The organism is Paenibacillus sp. GYB006 (assembly GCF_036577645.1).
GTDB lineage: Bacteria > Bacillota > Bacilli > Paenibacillales > Paenibacillaceae > Paenibacillus.
Window position 1 is genome coordinate 256916 of the sequence record NZ_JARBDA010000005.1, and the last position, 16739, is coordinate 273654.

Consider the following 16739-nt stretch of genomic DNA (forward strand, 5'->3'; position numbering starts at 1 on the left):
AAAAGCAGTTATCAATTAATTGGAAAACGATAGAGGTCTTGAAAACTATTGTCCGATACTGCGAACAAGTTCAACGACTTGTTCTGCGGTTTGCATATCCAGCGCTTTTGCTGCAAGTTCTTTCATTTCTGCTTGAGACAGCTTCGTCAGCTGACTGCGTGCAGGAAGAATAGAAGTTGCGCTCATGCTGAATTCATCAAGACCGAGGCCGAGAAGAAGCGGAATAGCTGTTGTATCTCCTGCCATCTCACCGCACATTCCCGTCCATTTCCCTTCACGATGCGATGCATCAATGACCATTTTGATCAAACGAAGGATGGATGGGTTATATGGTTGATACAAGTAAGATACACGCTCATTCATGCGGTCTGCTGCCATAGTGTACTGAATCAGATCGTTTGTTCCGATACTGAAGAAGTCTACTTCTTTCGCAAATTGATCCGCTAATACCGCAGTTGAAGGAATCTCAACCATGATACCGAGCTGAATGTTATCCGCAACTTCGATACCTTCCTTCACAAGCTTTTCCTTCTCTTCAAGAAGAACCGCTTTTGCTTCACGGAATTCACCCAGTGTTGCAATCATCGGGAACATGATTTTGAGGTTCCCATGGACACTTGCACGCAGCAATGCGCGTAGCTGTGTACGGAAGATATCCTGACGATCAAGGCACAGGCGAACTGCACGGAAGCCAAGGAAAGGATTCATTTCTTTTGGAAGATCAAGGTATGGAAGTTCTTTATCGCCACCAATATCTAGTGTACGAACAACAACCGGTTTCCCTTCCATTTTTTCAAGAACCGTTTTGTATGCATTGTATTGTACATCTTCGGAAGGAAGCTTATCGCGTCCCATATATAGGAATTCAGTACGATACAAACCTACGCCTTCTCCGCCGTTATCAAGCACACCTGCTACATCATTAGGAGTACCAATGTTAGCAGCAAGCTCAACATGAACACCATCAACGGTTACAGTCGGCTCGTCGCGAAGTTTTCTCCACTCTTCAACCTGAGCAGCATATGCGGCTTGTTTAGATCTATATTCTTCAACCACGGAATCTTCCGGATTCACAAGGACATGTCCATCTAATCCATCTACGATGATCAGATCGCCGCTCTTAGCTTGTGTAAGAATGTCTTTTGTTCCTACTACTGCAGGAATTTCAAGGGATCTTGCCATAATTGCAGAGTGAGAAGTTCGTCCGCCAATGTTCGTTGCAAAACCAAGAACATATTTACGGTTGAGCTGTGCTGTATCCGAAGGAGTTAAATCTTCTGCAAGAACGATCACTTCTTCATCAATCTCTGCTGGATTTGCAACTTTAAGACCAAGCAAGTGACCAAGCACACGCTTAGTAACGTCGCGCATATCCGCAGCACGTTCTTGAAGATAAGCACTCTTCATATTTTCAAACATTTGAATAAATGTGGTTGCTGTTTCATCCAAAGCAAACTCAGCGTTTACTTTTTCATCAGCAATTTTGGATTTTACAGGATCAATAAGTTCAGGGTCATCCAGGATCAAAAGATGAGATGCAAAGATCTCTGCTTTTTTCTCTCCAAGTTCCTGTAACGTTTTTTCTTTGATTGCCTCGAGTTCGGCTCTGGATTTCTCCAAAGCCGCCTCCAGTTTAGCAATCTCTGCGTCTACGTCGTTAATCGAGCGTTTCTCTACAGAGTAATCAGGGTGCTCCAAGATAAACGCTCGGGCAATGGCAATACCAGCCGAAGCAGCAATCCCGGAAACATTAGGCATTAATTTCGCCCAGCCCTTCGTTAACCATAACATCAGTCAAAGCTTGAAGTGCTTCTGCTTCGCCTTCACCGTTAACGATGATGCTGATTTCATCACCTTTTTCAAGACCAAGGGAAAGTACTCCCAAGATGGATTTCAAAGTTACTTTTTTACCTTTTGCTTCTGCGAAAGATTCTGCACCTTTGAATTTGTTAGCTGTGTTTACCAGCGCTGTTGCTGGACGTGCATGGATACCGTCTTCGTCTGTAATTCTGAATGATTGTTGCATATGGATTCATCCCACTTTCTGTTATTTTAGTTTGGATTTCATTTTCAACCATAAAACCACGTAATACATATTACCTTTTTTTCAATGGTTGTGAACCTCAAAATTTTTAATGAATTGTGATAATTTTGTCTTCTCCAGCCTTTTGTACGCCTGTTTTTTCCAACTTAACCACAGAACCTTCAGGCAGATTAGAGAAAATTACCGGGGAAATAATAGATGGTGCATTTGCTTTCACATATTCCACATCTACTTCCATAATTGATTGACCAGCGGATACGATATCGCCTTCTTCAACCAACACTTTGAATCCTTGTCCTTTAAGTTTAACGGTGTTAACCCCAATATGAACAAGTACTTCTTTTCCACCATCGGACAAAATGCCAATCGCGTGCTTACTAGGGAATACATTAAATACTTTTCCGTTAACCGGAGAATGAATCGTATTCTCATGTGGCAGGAAGGCAAAACCATCACCCGTCATTTTCTCAGAGAAAACAGGGTCAGGAACTTGCGTGATATCCAGAAGTTCACCATTAGCAGGCATTACAATTTGCTCAGGAATAATTGCTTCACCAGACTCTCCTTGAGCTTGTTCTACCTCTGGTTCTGGATTAACTTCCGGTGCCTCAGGAGTATGTCCATCCATAATATCTTTCATTTGCGACTTGATTGTGTCTGAACGTGTACCGAAAATAGCTTGTACATTATTACCCACTTCAAGAACACCCGAAGCGCCTAAATCTTTTAGACGATTCTTATCAACTCTCGATTTATCTTTAACTTCAATACGAAGTCTGGTGATACATGCATCCAGGTGTTTAATATTATCCGAACCGCCAAAAGCTTTCAAGATTTGATGAGGCAGTTCGTCTTTTGAACCTGTACCCGTCGAACCGGTTTCAATGACTTTTTCTTCACGGCCCGGTGTTTTGAGATTGAATTTCGTAATAACAAAACGGAAACCGAAGTAGTATATTACCGCAAATGCGAGACCCACGACAATAACAAGATACCATGGCGTACGGTTAGGAATAACCCCGAACAAGATGTAGTCAATTAAACCGCCCGAGAATGTCATCCCGATCTTAACGCCCAGGATTTGCATTACCATAAAGGACAGACCAGCAAATACGGCATGGACTGCAAACAAAAGCGGTGCAACAAACAAGAAAGAGAATTCAAGTGGTTCTGTAATACCAGTTAGAAACGCCGTAAGAGCACCGGATACCATCAGGGAACCAACCACTTTTTTGTTCTCTGGTTTAGCTGTATGATAGATCGCCAGCGCTGCAGCAGGAAGTCCGAACATCATGAACGGATATTTACCGGTAGTAAACGTACCTGCTGTGAATTCAACCCCATCACGAAGCTGAGCCATGAATATACGCTGGTCACCACGAATAACTTCACCTGCTTGGTTGATATATTCTCCAAATTCAAACCAGAACGGAGAATAGAAAATATGGTGTAGACCAAAAGGAATCAGCGAGCGTTCGATGGTACCGAAAATAAACGCTGCCAGTGTCTCGTTCGAACTAATCATGCTCTGAGACACAAAGTTTAGACCATTTTGAATCGGCGGCCATACGAGCGTAAGAAGCAATCCGATTAATAATGAAAACGCAGCAGTAGCAATCGGTACAAAACGCTTACCTGCAAAGAATCCCAAATACGACGGAAGTTCAATTTTGAAAAACCTATTGTACATCGCCGCCGCCAAGATCCCGATGATAATACCGCCAAATACCCCAGTCTGTAAGGTAGGAATACCTAGTACATTAGCATAAGCAGCACCTTGTTGTGATAATACATACTCGTTTACACCCAGTACTGTTCCCATCGTTACATTCATGATGAGATAACCAATAATTGCTGCGAGCCCGGCAACCCCGTCTCCTCCAGCAAGGCCTACTGCAACCCCAACGGCAAACAGTAAGGATAAGTTATCAAATACGATTTGCCCTGAGTTCATAAGAACATTGGCAATCACCTGTACCCAGTGTGCTTCAAGGACAGGTACGTATTGCAGAAAGTCTGGATTGACTAACAAGTTACCAATCCCTAGAAGTAAACCGGCTGCCGGCAAGATCGCTACCGGAAGCATGACCGCTTTACCGACACGCTGCAACACGCCGAAAAGCTTTTTGAACATTTTCGTCACTCCTTCTGTAAAATCCACATAGTGTTGATTGAAAACGCAAAAAAAGCATGAGTTAATAGAGTATTCTTGTTCGACCTATGGGTTATCTTGCCCCAATATGGTCTTCATCAATCATACTTTTCTCAACTCATGCCTGATCGTATCAGTAACACGTTGTAAGTATTAAGTTGTAAGCTTGTCAAGGACTACATAATAGCACCATCTAAAAAAGAGTGCAAGCCTTTACAACAAAAAAATTCATTTTTTTAATTCTTGCTCTTTTTTTTGTGACAATCGTTGCAAGTGTAACGCGAGATAGCTGACTTCTGCTCCATACACCGCGAGCTTCATTCGTTTTTCCATAACTTTGGTTAACGTCCATGAAAGGGAGTACATTTCTGGATATTCTTTACTTAGAAGAGAATCCAGTTTTTGAACCTCAGCCACTTCTTCTCCGCGCTTAATTCGTTCAATTGCAAACCGTAAATGTGTAACAAGCCTTGAATAATCTAAGGATTGCCGAGGGATTTGATAATCAAGTTTATCTTCCACGATAGCTACAAGATCGGCAATTAATTTAGAATGTTGCTGCACTTCGCTTAGGTTCTGATTCGTCATTGCACTGTAGATATGGAGAGCGACGAATCCTATTTCTTCTTCTCCTAAATCTACACCAAGCCGTTCCTTGATCAAATTTATGGCATAAGATGCTAAACGGTATTCCATAGGATAAATTTCCTTCGTCTCATACAAAAAAGGATTGTGTAATACAATACCTTGTTCCATCCGTTTCAGTGCAAATGCAATATGATCCGTTAGAGCAATATGAATATGTTCATTTAACTTCACATTACTCTCACTTGTTATATATAAAATAATATCATTTATTGTCTCTATTAGTTTTTCACTCACTCGCGGAATGAGTTGTTTGTACTGCTCTTGTTCTTCCTGATTGGTTAAGATAAACATCTTCTCTACCGTTTGAAGCGGGATGATATCTCCGGACTTGCGATGAAAACCAATCCCCTTACCGATAACAACAACTTCCTCGTGTTCTGGATGGGTTCCAATAATAACGTTATTGTTCAGTACTTTTGCCACTTTCAGGTTCACTTTTGCACCTCTTTTGCCTCATAATTCTTGTAACATTCGCACAGTAGATTCAGATAAGGCATACTGCTAAAAGTAACAAATTATGAGGCAGAGGTCAAATGTAGATCATTGTAAACAAAACGAATTAAATAGGTAATTCCTTAGATTGAATCTTTGGTCGCTGCAACTTCAGCAGGAATGTTGATTTTTTCTATTGCTGCCGGCTCTTTACTTCCTTTTTTGGTTAAGCCTTGAATTAGCTGTTCTACGTCAATGCCAGATACACTCTTAAGCATTTCCGGCGCGGTCGCCATAAGTTCTGTTACATAATTACTTACGCGTGTAGCACCCTCGCCTTTCCCCGTATCCACAACTGTTAATTTATCAATGGAAGAGATTGGTTCTGCAATCTTACCTGCAAGTTCAGGCAGCATTTTCACGATAATATCGAGTACCGCTGCTTCTCCAAATTTCTGGAAGGCTTCGGCCAATTTTTCTTTTGCTTCGGCTTCAGCTAAACCGCGCAGACGAATAACTTCTGCATCTGCTGTACCTTTTGCGAGTTCTGCATCCGCCATCGCTTGACCTTCGAGCCTTTTTTGCTCTGAAGTAGCTTTTGCCTGCGTTTCGATCGAATACTGAAGTGCATCTGCTTCACGCATTCTTTTCGCTTTATCTGCTTCTGCTGCCTGTTCAACCGCATAGCGGTCGGCTTCTGCCTTTTTCTTCACTTCTGCATCGTATTGTTTCTCACGAACCATAATTTCTTTTGCTTGCAAATCAATTTCACGTTCTTTACGTACGAGTTCAACTTTCATTTGTTCTTCAACCATCGTCTGTTTCGCACGGGCTTCTTGGATATGATAAGCCTGATCCGCTTCCGCTTTTGCTGTATCTTGATCTTTCTTAAAGGAAGCTACTTTCAATTCTTTTTCTTTAGCAGCTTCTGCAATGTTCGTATCTCTTAAAAGTTCTGCTTTTTGTCCCTGCTCTTCTGCATTTGCTTTTTGAATTCTTGCATCCCGCACTGCTTCTGCTTCGGCAATTTCGGCATCCCTTTTTACCATAGCGATACGCGGTTTACCAAGCGCATCCAAATAGCCATGTTTGTCACGTACATCTTTAATTGTAAAGGATACAATACTAAGCCCCATTTTTTTGAGGTCTCTAGCCGCTACCCCTTGCACTTCTTGAGCAAAACGATCCCGGTTACGGTACACTTCTTCTACGGTCATGGTACCGAGAATGGCACGCAGATGTCCTTCAAGCACTTCCTGTGCCTCACCTCTTAGGGACTCCACTGGTTTCCCGATGAACTGCTCTGCTGCAGTGGCTACGTCTTCGACTGAACTTCCTACTTTAATAATAGCTACACCATCCGCAATAACAGGAACTCCTTGCTCTGTATATACTTCTGGAGTCATTACATCAAGCTTGTGAGATAATAAAGAGATAAATTCGGATTGCTGGAATACCGGCCATATAAACGTACCGCCACCTCGAACAATTTTTATTTTCCGTCCGCTGTCATCATCTGAGATGTGTTTATTCCCTAAGAAAGAACCTGTTACGATCATGGCCTCATCCGGCCCAACTGTTTTGTACCTCGCCCAAAAAGCGATACCTAATACAAGAATCACACCTACAACAATAGCAGGAACTACGAACACATCTGGCATACTCATCTCTCCCTATTCATAATCAATTTTAATAATCCAGTTCAGCCACTTGAAGAACTCCATCAGCGACTTCGACAACAACGACTTGGGTTCCGGCAAGAATAGGTTTGGCTTCAAAACTAGTTGCGGTATGTACCGTATTTCCGCTTACCAGCTTAATCATGACCTCTCCATACCCTTTCTCTGGAACAGGAATTGTAATTTCACCGATCTTGCCTGTCAGCTCTTTAAGGGAAAAGCCTGTGGACATCTCACTATTCCGTGCTGGCTTTATATAGGCGAAAAACACAAGTACGCCGCCTAGCAGTCCAATGAGCAAAGAAAGGAAAAGATGGCCTGCCGTATCAAGCTCTGTGTACTTTGAGAGCATGATTCCCGCTCCACCAAAGATCGTAATCACACTTGCAATGACCGTTGTATTCAAAAAATCAAAACCCGGAAATTCAGCAATACCTTCAAACAAGCCATCCAGCAAATCCCCAAATAAAACGCCGATTACTGCGAAAAGCGCTCCTCCAATTAGACAAGACCAGTATAAAGTTTCCATGTTCCACCCCCTCTCGTCTCCTTTGCACATGTAAATTAATACGTATGGATTAGGAAAATGTTTCAATAATTTGAAACTGCGGGAAAACGAATTAAAAAGCCCTTCGCAGAGTAAACACCTGCAAAGGGCTTTTGGTTATACCTAATATATATACAATTGCTAATTACAATGAAGCTTTGTAGATCGCCACAACATCTTCACGTTGCAGTTTGTTAAAGTTACCGAATGGGCCGAATACCATGGCTTTATCTGCCATTGTATCAATTTGGCTTTCGTCAATATCATAATCAGCTAAGCGGCTTGGCGCTCCAATGGAAGTCCAGAATGCACGAAGTGCGTCAATTCCTTCAAGGGCAATTTGCTCATCGCTTTTCCCTTCTGGATTCACTTCAAATACATTGATTGCTAAGCGTTTGAATCGAGCTACATCCACATGAAGGTTATGTTTCATCCAGTTCGGGAACAAGATCGCAAGTCCACCGCCATGAGGAATATCATATACCGCAGATACCGCATGCTCGATGTTGTGGGTCGCCCAGTCTCCAGCAAGTCCCATACTTACCATACTGTTTAGAGCCATCGTACCACAGTATAGAATCGTTTCACGCAGTTCATAGTTTTCGAGATCATGGATCAGTTTTGGCGCAGCTTCCATCACCGTGCGAAGCAGCGTCTCACAGAATCCAAGTTGCACCGGAGTGTTCGGATCCAAATGGAAGTAATGCTCCAGTACATGAGACATCATATCAACCATTCCATATACCGTTTGATCTAGAGGTACAGAGTACGTATGTTCCGGATCAAGAATAGAGAATACGGGGAAAACGAATGGACTTCCCCAGCCCAGTTTTTCCTGAGTATCCTGGTTCGTAATAACAGACCCGCTGTTCATTTCTGAACCGGTTGCAGCCATTGTCAGCACCGTTGCGAGTGGCAAAGCATCTTGAGGCATTGCTGTGCGTTTGCAGAAATCCCACATATCTCCATCGTATTTTGCGCCTGCTGCGATGGCTTTTGAACAGTCAATTACACTGCCGCCGCCGACAGCAAGAATTAAGTCTATTCCTTTGCTTTTACAAATCTCTACTCCTTGATGAACAGTGGACAAGCGCGGATTTGGTTCCACGCCAGACAATTCATGTACTTCGGCCCCAATTTCGCTAAGAATGGAAAGGACCCGATCATAGAGACCGTTACGTTTTATACTTCCACCGCCATACACAAGCAGAACCTTTTTGCCGTATTTCGGTACTTCTGTTTTTAAAGATTCCAACTGTCCTTTTCCGAAAATTAGACGTGTTGGATTATAAAATTGAAATGATCTCATTTTGAGAATCGCCTCCAGATTGGTTAGAAGAATAGCGCCTATATAGTAACGACGTTCTATCATTATAAATGCCAAAGAATAGTAAAACAAATTTCATAGACTAGAATCAAATTCATAATACCTTTAGTTGCTTTAACCAGGACGATATATAGATCAAAACACACCCCCGATTCGAAGGTGTGTTTTATTGTTATTTTTGTTCTGTGAAACCAACATGTTGTACAAAACGGCGGAATGCAGCTTTACCTGCTTCATCTCGTTTAAATACACCGGCATGTTCAAGAATTTTCGCGAATTTGATACCTGCTTCTTCTTGAACTTTACCCACTGCTTCTTCCTTCGATAAGGAAGTTCCATATTTATCTGTAAGCTCTTCAATCCATGCTTTATGCTTATAGAGAGCAGATTGTTCATTCGTTACGGTTTGTTGTCTAAGTTCTTGATCTCCTGCGAGCATGTCTGCGATGAGATCAAGTTCTTCTTTTAAACGACCTGGCAAAATAGCTAGTCCCATAACTTCGATTAGGCCGATATTTTCTTTTTTGAGATGGTGCATTTCTGGATGAGGATGGAAGATTCCGTCTGGATACTCGCTGCTCGTACGGTTATTACGCAGTACTAAATCCATCTCATACTGTCCGTCTTCTGTACGGCGAACAATAGGAGTTACGGTGTTATGCGGTACCCGTTCTCCGCTTCCCTCTGTATGTGACAGGATATCAACTGCAGCATCACTGTATTCCTTCCACGCCTCGTAAATCTCATTTCCTGTTTCAAGAAGCGCATCCGGACTTTCGGACGTCAGACGAAGCACGGACATTGGCCATTTCACAAGACTAAGCTTCACTTCTGGAGCTTTTTCACTCGTAAATACAGCTTCCTGTACGGCCTTCTGAATCGGGAATGTATGACGTCCTCCCTGGAAGTGATCGTGCGTAAGAATACTTCCGCCAACGATCGGAAGATCAGCATTGGATCCAATAAAATAATGCGGATACTGATCAACAAATCCAAGCAAACGGCGAAGAGTATCCTTAGTCAGTTTCATCGGTACGTGATCATGATGGAACACGATGCAGTGTTCGTTATAATACACATACGGGGAGTACTGAAACAACCATTTTTCTTCATTTATAGTTAGCGGAATCGTTCTTAGATTCTGACGAGCTGGATGGTTAATCCGGCCCCGATATCCTACATTCTCCCGGCATAACTGACATTTTGGATATACAGGAGGCGGCAAAAGTTTTGCCATTGCAATCTCTTTCGGACTTTTTTCCGGCTTGGATAGATTGATTGTAATCTCCATATCGCCATACTCTGTAGACTGTTTCCAGTATACATTCTTCTTAACTCGTTCCATCCGAATATAGTTGGAGTCTATGGACAGTTGGTAGAAACGGTCCGTAGCTGCCTGAATTCCTGATTTCGACTCATTCTCGCGGAACTCCCGAATCACCTCAGATGGACGGGCCATAAGAAGACCCATAATCTGAGCATCAAGCAAATCACGATACGTATCCGTATTCTCTGCGATCAGTCCAATCTGAGCACCATAATCAATTAGAATATCGAGAACAGGCTGCGGTCCGGAAAGTTCGGACTCATCTACCTCCCCTGCAAAAGGCTCATCGAATTGAAACAAGCTCAGCAGCTGATTACGGCTGTAGTCTACATCTGCATCTTCAATGAGTGTGTGTCTATGAGCAAACAATACCAGCCTTTCAATGGCATGAAGCGCTTCTTCTGCAGCTGGTAAGGACTGTGAAATTTCTGGAGTTGTTTCTGCACCGGCGTTCATATTCATTTCAGACATTAGTTTACTCTCCTTTGTTGTTCGTACTATAACCTTCTGGATGAGATTGATGCCAGCCCCATGCACTCGCAATTACATCTTCCAGATTTGTATACTTCGGTTCCCAACCAAGAACAGAGCGAGCTTTTGCGGAAGAAGCTACAAGAACTGCCGGGTCTCCTGCTCTGCGTGGTTCCATGACAACTGGGATTTCAAGACCGGTCACTTTTTTCGCAGTTTCGATCACTTGTTTTACACTGAATCCTGTGCCATTTCCTAAGTTAAATACATTGCTTTCTTCGCCCTTGCGAAGATAATCTACAGCCCGTAAATGCGCATCTGCCAGATCGCTCACATGAATGTAGTCACGAATACAAGTACCGTCTTCTGTCGCATAATCATCACCAAAAATAGCGATTTGTTTGCGCTGTCCAAGTGCAGTTTGCAGTACCAATGGGATCAGATGGCTTTCCGGTTGATGATCTTCCCCAATTTTTCCGTCCTTATGAGCACCTGCTGCATTAAAGTAACGAAGGGATACATACTTAATGCCGAGTACTTTATCAAACCAAGACATCATGCGTTCCATCATGAGCTTCGTCTCACCATATACATTTGTAGGTTCGGTACGATCTGTTTCTTCAATCGGTACTTTTTCCGGCTCGCCGTAGGTAGCAGCGGTGGAAGAGAATACGATTTTGCTAACCCCTGCATTATTCATTGCTTCCAGAAGAGTTAACGTACCAAATACGTTATTGTCATAATATTTCGCCGGATTCTGCATGCTTTCACCAACCAGTGAATTCGCTGCAAAATGGATGACAGCTTCAATCTTATTCTCGGCAAACACTTGATCCAAAAATGCTTTGTCTCGCAAGTCGCCTTCATAAAAAGCTCCGCCAAGTACCGCTTCACGGTGCCCTGTCTGTAAGTTATCCACTACAACTACTTCTTCTCCGCGTTCAAGGAGTGCCGCTACCGTATGAGATCCAATATATCCTGCTCCACCTGTAACTAAAATCGCCATTTTTTATTCCTCCCCATCCCATTCTTTAACTCCATCGCCAACACCGCATACGTAGAATTCGCCTTCAAGACCTGTACGCTCTTTATAGGCAGTTCCTACTTCTTTAACAAAACGTTCTACATCATCTTCATGTACAAGAGATACCGTACATCCGCCAAATCCTGCACCTGTCATTCTAGCACCGAGAGTCCCCGGAATTTTCCGTGCTTCTTCTACCATGACGTCGAGTTCTGTACAGCTTACTTCATACAGGTCGCGAAGCGAGTCATGAGAAGCATTCATCAGCTGACCGAATGTCGTAAGGTCGTTTGCGCTTAGCGCTTCAACAGAAGCCAGTACACGCGCATTTTCTTCTACAACGTGTCTAGTCCGGTTCTTCAGTACTTGTTCTCCGAGATGTACTTCGAGCTGCTCATATTGTTCTGGCTTCAGCTCAGCAAGATACTCGAGTGACGGAACATGTTCTTTCAGAATCGAGAGAGAACGGTCACATTGCTCGCGGCGTTCGTTATATGCGGAATCTACCAATCCCCGGCGTTTGTTCGTGTTACCGATAATGAGTTTGTAAGATCCCGTTTGGAAAGGAACATGTTTGTATTCCAGCGTATCGCACATGAGCAAAATTGCGTGATCCTTCGCTCCGTTTGCAACCGCGAACTGGTCCATAATACCGCTGTTTACGCCAACATACTGATTCTCTGCACGCTGAGAAAGAAGGGAAAGTTCTACCGTATCGATCTTACCGCCTTCCATCGTTAGCAGTGCAAATCCAGTAAGAACTTCTAGCGAAGCGGAAGAAGACAATCCTGCTCCATTTGGAATTTCGCCGTGGAATAACAGATCATATCCTCTGGTTACAGGAGTTCCTGCTTTTTTCAGTTCAACCATGACACCTACTGGATAATCGATCCACTCATCTGTCTTGGATGCACCAATTTCTCCTACCTTAACAGTTGCTGTATAAGGAATATTGGTAGAGAAGAAGTGAATCTCATCATCTTCACGCTCGCGAATGAGCAAAGTTGTACCAAATTCAAGTGCTGCTGGCAGTACATAACCGCCGTTATAATCAATATGTTCACCGATCAGATTTACACGTCCCGGAGCATAAAATACACGAATGTCAGAAGAGCTGTTACCGTACTGGTTAATAAAAGAAGCTGTAAGATTTTGCACGTTCACGGGTATATCACCTCTTGTATAAGTTGTTTTGATTTATAGGTTCAGTATACTTGAAAGCGTTACACATGGTAATGTAGTGATGTGTTTTATATATGGACAAATGTGACCTTCAAATAAAAATTTGTATGGAAAATATTGGTATTTAGGGCGTGTTCACCCTGTTTTTTATGGTATAATCCTTATATCAATAACTAGATAAATCCATAAGGGAGAGCCCATCCCCATGACGCAAAACGAAATTTCATATACGTATTCTATAGCTTCTAATCCAGTTTCTTACGAAAATAGTTCTTTGCACGTTCTGTTTGCAGGCGAAAGTCAAACCAAGCCAAGTCATGCACTTGGGCCTAAAATTTATGATTACTACCTTCTTCATTACATTGAGTCGGGAAAAGGGATCTATAAAACGGAACATCACACTTACCATTTAAAAAAAGGGGATCTGTTTCTTATTCATCCTTCTCAGCTCGTAAGCTATGTATCTGATGAGAAAGAACCTTGGCGATATCGATGGATTGCTTTTACAGGGACAGAAGCCGATGAACAAGTACGGTATACCGGATTCACTTTAGACTTACCCGTATCATCTGCAGGAGAACAAGAGCAATTTTCGAAGCTCCTCGGTATGATGCAGGAGGCCTTTTACGAGAAAAAAGAGAGCGCACACCTTACCTCCTTAGGATGTTTGTACCTTGTTTTCGCTTTAGCTAAAGAAAGGCTTCTTTTAGAATCTGCATTGCCTCTTGTAGATGCAAGAGTCGGAGGAACAGTTAAGCAAATGATTCAGTACATGTCGACACAGTATGCTCACCCCATCTCTATAGAACAAATGTGTTCGAGTCTTGGATATAATCGGGCCTACCTCTCTCGTATTTTCAAGAAAGAAACGGGATTATCTCCTGTAACCTATCTGCTCAAATTAAGAATCGATAAATCAAGGCAACTGCTGCGAGAGAGACCCGAGTTATCCGTGGAACAGGTTTCTGCTTCGGTCGGGTTACCGGATGCCCTTTACTTTTCAAGACAATTCAAGCGTTTTTATAAACAATCACCAACCGCCTATCGAAAACAGGTACAAGAGCAGCCTGGTGACAAAAAATCATTCCCTTGAACACGCAAAAAATCCTGCCCCGAGATCACACAAGGCAGGATTTTTTATTAATTTATCATGTTCATTCGTCTATATAAGTGCTGTCCTAGGATTCATTGTCTCGAAGAATATTCTCGATTCGTTCTAGCTCTTCTGGAGAAAAATCGAGATTTTGCAGCGTATCAACATTCTCCTTAATCTGACCAGGGCGGCTCGCCCCGATCAGAGCAGAGGTGACTTTTCCACCACGAAGTACCCACGCCAGGGCAAACTGCGCCAGACTTTGACCTCTTGAAGCTGCAATCTGATTGAGTGCGCGTACTTTGCGCAGTGTCTGAGGAGTGATCTGATTTTCGTTCAAGAATACAGACGAGCTTTTCGCTCTTGAATTGTCAGGAATCCCATTCAAATATTTACTCGTGAGAACCCCTTGCTCTAATGGACAAAAAGCAATGCTTCCGACTCCATTTTCCTCAAGTACATCCTGAAGTCCGTTTTCAATCCAGCGATCAAGCATCGAATATCTCGGTTGGTGGATTAATAGCGGTGTGCCCAGCCCATTTAGAATACGAACTGCTTCTTTGGTCTGATCCGCAGAATAGTTAGAAATCCCAACATATAAGGCTTTTCCCGAACGAACAATATGGTCTAGTGCCTGCATCGTTTCCTCTAGCGGAGTCTCTGGGTCAAAACGATGAGAGTAAAAAATGTCTACATAATCTAGTCCCATTCGTTTCAGGCTTTGATCAAGGCTTGATATTAAGTATTTACGTGAACCCCATTCTCCATAAGGTCCTGCCCACATGTGATATCCCGCTTTCGTAGAAATCACAAGCTCATCTCGGTAGGGTAATAGGTCACTCGCAAGTACTTGGCCAAACATCTCCTCTGCCGATCCAGGAGGAGGTCCATAATTGTTAGCTAAATCGAAATGAGTAATCCCTAAATCAAAAGCGGTACGAATCATCTCACGACCGTTCTCTAGACTATTAATTCCACCAAAGTTGTGCCAGAGTCCAAGTGAGATGGCAGGCAATTTCAAGCCTGAGCGTCCCAGCCGATTATATGTCATTGTCTCATATCTTGCTTCATTCGCTATATAAACCATTATTGTTCATCCTCTCCCTATTCCTCATGCCACACCATTCATTTCTACTGTTTATGATAGACCTTACCTCCATTCTACGCAAGAAAACGTTTACAACTAGAATGAAAATATAAGCCTGTCTTGATAATTCAAGACAGGCTGTATTGTAACCTTTCTCTACAACAACGCATTTACTTGATCCATCACTTTACCAATTGGTTCCGAAATGAGAAGATCTGCTTTGTTATCGTACGGTGTAGGCGTAGCGTTTAGGAGTGCGATGTGCTTCCCTTGAAAATACGTCACGAGCTGTGCAGCAGGCTGCACGGTGAGCGAAGTACCGCCAATGATAAGCAAGTCTGCTTCCGACAAGGCATCAACGGCATGATAAAGCGTACCTTGATCGAGGGATTCTCCGTAGAGCACGACATCCGGTTTTACGATGCCGCCACACTTTTCACAATACGGCACTCCGCTCCCTGATTGCAGGATATAATTCAAATGATAAAATTTAGAGCAGTCCATACAGTAGTTACGATGAACGGAACCGTGTAATTCATGTACAATTTTACTGCCTGCTGCTTGATGAAGTCCATCAATATTCTGGGTAATGACAGCCGTCATCTTCCCTTCTTTTTCAAGACGAGCCAGCAGACGGTGTGCTCCGCTTGGTATGGCATCCGGGTGCAGCATCTTATTACGGTAGAAATCATAAAAAATATCGGGGTGCAGTTTAAAAAAATCGATACTTAATAGTTCTTCGGGTGAGTACGGAGAATGCTGTTCCGTTTGATAAATGCCAGCCGCAGAGCGAAAATCAGGAATACCACTTTCCGTGGAAGTACCTGCGCCGCCAAAAAAAACGATTTTGGAACTTTGCTTTATCCAGGTTGTTAATTGTTCAACGGGTTCCATCATGAAAGTGCACTCCATTTCATAAAAGGTCTATTCAAGCGATATTTGGGTATAACTCGTAACCACTGTATCCGCATCATGTAAATAAAACGAATCATGTGATTGTATGAAACCAACAGCAAGTGCTGATTCTGCACTTTTAGCCATCTGCATATCACCATTACTGTCACCAATGACGGCACAATCTTGCGGAGATAAACCGAGCTTGGCGCAGGCAACATGAACACTTTCTGGATGAGGCTTACTGTTCTTTATCTGATCATATCCGATTATAACATCAAAATAATCTAATATCCCGAGCCATCTCAAATGAAGCTCAGCAGTATCTGTTGAGTCAGCGGTCACCACGCCGAGCCTCAGCCCTTTTTCACGGCATTTGATGAGAAAATGGATTAATCCCGGTGTGGGATGAGCATGCTCCTGCTTTACTTTACTCATCGCCTGCCTGCTGATCATTCGTACATAGGTAATTGCATCATTCCATGGGATTCCTGCTGCGTACAGCTGCCAGGCAAGTACTGCCGTAGATTCACTTACGGTTGCAATGGCAAACGGCCCTTGTACATCGTAACCAATGACTCTACCACTATTGTCATACTGCGTGCCCAGTACCTGATCTCTATGCCCTGTAAAAGAATGCCCTAATGAAGCAAGCTTCTTCTCTAATTGATCCAGTACAGATGTGGCCCATGGCGTCCAAAGTTTATTTAAATCAAGCAAAGTTCCATCTTTATCAAACAAAATCCCTGAGACATATGCCTCTGCTTTTTCTGTCTTTAATAAAACCATCCCAAATCCTCCCCTTTCCTATTCCATAATTAAACAATCGTCG

Annotated in this window: 14 protein-coding genes; 1 reads left to right on the forward strand and 13 read right to left on the reverse strand. The window is 42.9% G+C overall.

The window, feature by feature from the left end; genetic code table 11:
- Positions 1-45: 45 nt before the first annotated feature.
- From ptsP to PV403_RS14615, 10 genes are all read right to left on the reverse strand, one after another.
- Positions 46-1758: a phosphoenolpyruvate--protein phosphotransferase gene (gene ptsP, locus PV403_RS14570; RefSeq protein WP_213534398.1), complete on the reverse strand. Its 1713-nt coding sequence runs from the start codon at positions 1756-1758 to the stop codon at positions 46-48.
- Complete coding sequence (locus PV403_RS14575; protein ID WP_160034496.1) at positions 1751-2026, reverse strand: HPr family phosphocarrier protein; 276 nt, start codon at positions 2024-2026, stop codon at positions 1751-1753. Before PV403_RS14575 ends, ptsP begins: the two co-directional genes overlap by 8 nt.
- Before the next feature lie 106 nt (positions 2027-2132).
- Positions 2133-4178 carry a glucose-specific PTS transporter subunit IIBC gene (gene ptsG / locus PV403_RS14580; RefSeq protein ID WP_213534283.1) on the reverse strand — a complete coding sequence of 682 codons (2046 nt, stop codon included), beginning with the start codon at positions 4176-4178 and terminating at the stop codon, positions 2133-2135.
- 246 nt (positions 4179-4424) lie between these two features.
- Positions 4425-5279 carry a glucose PTS transporter transcription antiterminator GlcT gene (gene glcT, locus PV403_RS14585; RefSeq protein ID WP_213534285.1) on the reverse strand — a complete coding sequence of 285 codons (855 nt, stop codon included), beginning with the start codon at positions 5277-5279 and terminating at the stop codon, positions 4425-4427.
- A gap of 140 nt (positions 5280-5419) precedes the next feature.
- Entirely contained in the window at positions 5420-6937 is a 1518-nt protein-coding gene (locus PV403_RS14590; protein ID WP_213534287.1) for a flotillin family protein, read from the reverse strand.
- 28 nt (positions 6938-6965) lie between these two features.
- Positions 6966-7484, reverse strand: a complete 519-nt coding sequence (locus PV403_RS14595) for a protease (RefSeq protein WP_213534289.1) — start codon at positions 7482-7484, stop codon at positions 6966-6968.
- A 163-nt stretch (positions 7485-7647) separates the two neighbouring features.
- Positions 7648-8811 carry an iron-containing alcohol dehydrogenase gene (locus PV403_RS14600; protein ID WP_213534290.1) on the reverse strand — a complete coding sequence of 388 codons (1164 nt, stop codon included), beginning with the start codon at positions 8809-8811 and terminating at the stop codon, positions 7648-7650.
- A gap of 190 nt (positions 8812-9001) precedes the next feature.
- A complete protein-coding gene (locus PV403_RS14605; protein ID WP_374705833.1) occupies positions 9002-10618 on the reverse strand; it encodes a UDP-glucose--hexose-1-phosphate uridylyltransferase in 1617 nt (538 codons plus the stop codon).
- A 13-nt stretch (positions 10619-10631) separates the two neighbouring features.
- On the reverse strand, positions 10632-11633 hold the full coding sequence (gene galE / locus PV403_RS14610; protein WP_213534292.1) for a UDP-glucose 4-epimerase GalE: 1002 nt from the start codon (positions 11631-11633) through the stop codon (positions 10632-10634).
- Between the two features lie 3 nt (positions 11634-11636).
- A complete protein-coding gene (locus PV403_RS14615; RefSeq protein WP_213534294.1) occupies positions 11637-12815 on the reverse strand; it encodes a galactokinase in 1179 nt (392 codons plus the stop codon).
- 223 nt (positions 12816-13038) lie between these two features.
- Here PV403_RS14615 and PV403_RS14620 point away from each other — a divergent pair, with 223 nt between their 5' ends.
- Positions 13039-13926 (forward strand): AraC family transcriptional regulator, encoded by an 888-nt coding sequence (locus PV403_RS14620; RefSeq protein ID WP_213534296.1) that lies wholly within the window; start codon positions 13039-13041, stop codon positions 13924-13926.
- An 85-nt stretch (positions 13927-14011) separates the two neighbouring features.
- On the opposite strand, the gene mgrA is transcribed toward PV403_RS14620, so the two are convergent.
- From mgrA to PV403_RS14635, 3 genes are all read right to left on the reverse strand, one after another.
- Positions 14012-15013, reverse strand: a complete 1002-nt coding sequence (gene mgrA, locus PV403_RS14625) for an L-glyceraldehyde 3-phosphate reductase (protein ID WP_213534297.1) — start codon at positions 15011-15013, stop codon at positions 14012-14014.
- 156 nt (positions 15014-15169) lie between these two features.
- On the reverse strand, positions 15170-15907 hold the full coding sequence (locus PV403_RS14630; protein WP_213534402.1) for an NAD-dependent protein deacylase: 738 nt from the start codon (positions 15905-15907) through the stop codon (positions 15170-15172).
- 30 nt (positions 15908-15937) lie between these two features.
- Complete coding sequence (locus PV403_RS14635) at positions 15938-16696, reverse strand: HAD family hydrolase (RefSeq protein WP_332085112.1); 759 nt, start codon at positions 16694-16696, stop codon at positions 15938-15940.
- Positions 16697-16739 lie beyond the last annotated feature (43 nt).

Excerpts from the sequence above, each read along its gene's own strand:
- ptsP (WP_213534398.1), bottom strand. The coding sequence starts at position 1,758 with ATGCCTAATGTTTCCGGGATTGCTGCTTCGGCTGGTATTGCCATTGCC.
- PV403_RS14575 (WP_160034496.1), bottom strand. The coding sequence starts at position 2,026 with ATGCAACAATCATTCAGAATTACAGACGAAGACGGTATCCATGCACGT.
- ptsG (WP_213534283.1), bottom strand. The coding sequence starts at position 4,178 with ATGTTCAAAAAGCTTTTCGGCGTGTTGCAGCGTGTCGGTAAAGCGGTC.
- PV403_RS14590 (WP_213534287.1), bottom strand. The coding sequence starts at position 6,937 with ATGCCAGATGTGTTCGTAGTTCCTGCTATTGTTGTAGGTGTGATTCTT.
- PV403_RS14595 (WP_213534289.1), bottom strand. The coding sequence starts at position 7,484 with ATGGAAACTTTATACTGGTCTTGTCTAATTGGAGGAGCGCTTTTCGCA.
- PV403_RS14600 (WP_213534290.1), bottom strand. The coding sequence starts at position 8,811 with ATGAGATCATTTCAATTTTATAATCCAACACGTCTAATTTTCGGAAAA.
- PV403_RS14605 (WP_374705833.1), bottom strand. The coding sequence starts at position 10,618 with ATGAATATGAACGCCGGTGCAGAAACAACTCCAGAAATTTCACAGTCC.
- galE (WP_213534292.1), bottom strand. The coding sequence starts at position 11,633 with ATGGCGATTTTAGTTACAGGTGGAGCAGGATATATTGGATCTCATACG.
- PV403_RS14620 (WP_213534296.1), top strand. The coding sequence starts at position 13,039 with ATGACGCAAAACGAAATTTCATATACGTATTCTATAGCTTCTAATCCA.
- mgrA (WP_213534297.1), bottom strand. The coding sequence starts at position 15,013 with ATGGTTTATATAGCGAATGAAGCAAGATATGAGACAATGACATATAAT.
- PV403_RS14630 (WP_213534402.1), bottom strand. The coding sequence starts at position 15,907 with ATGGAACCCGTTGAACAATTAACAACCTGGATAAAGCAAAGTTCCAAA.
- PV403_RS14635 (WP_332085112.1), bottom strand. The coding sequence starts at position 16,696 with ATGGTTTTATTAAAGACAGAAAAAGCAGAGGCATATGTCTCAGGGATT.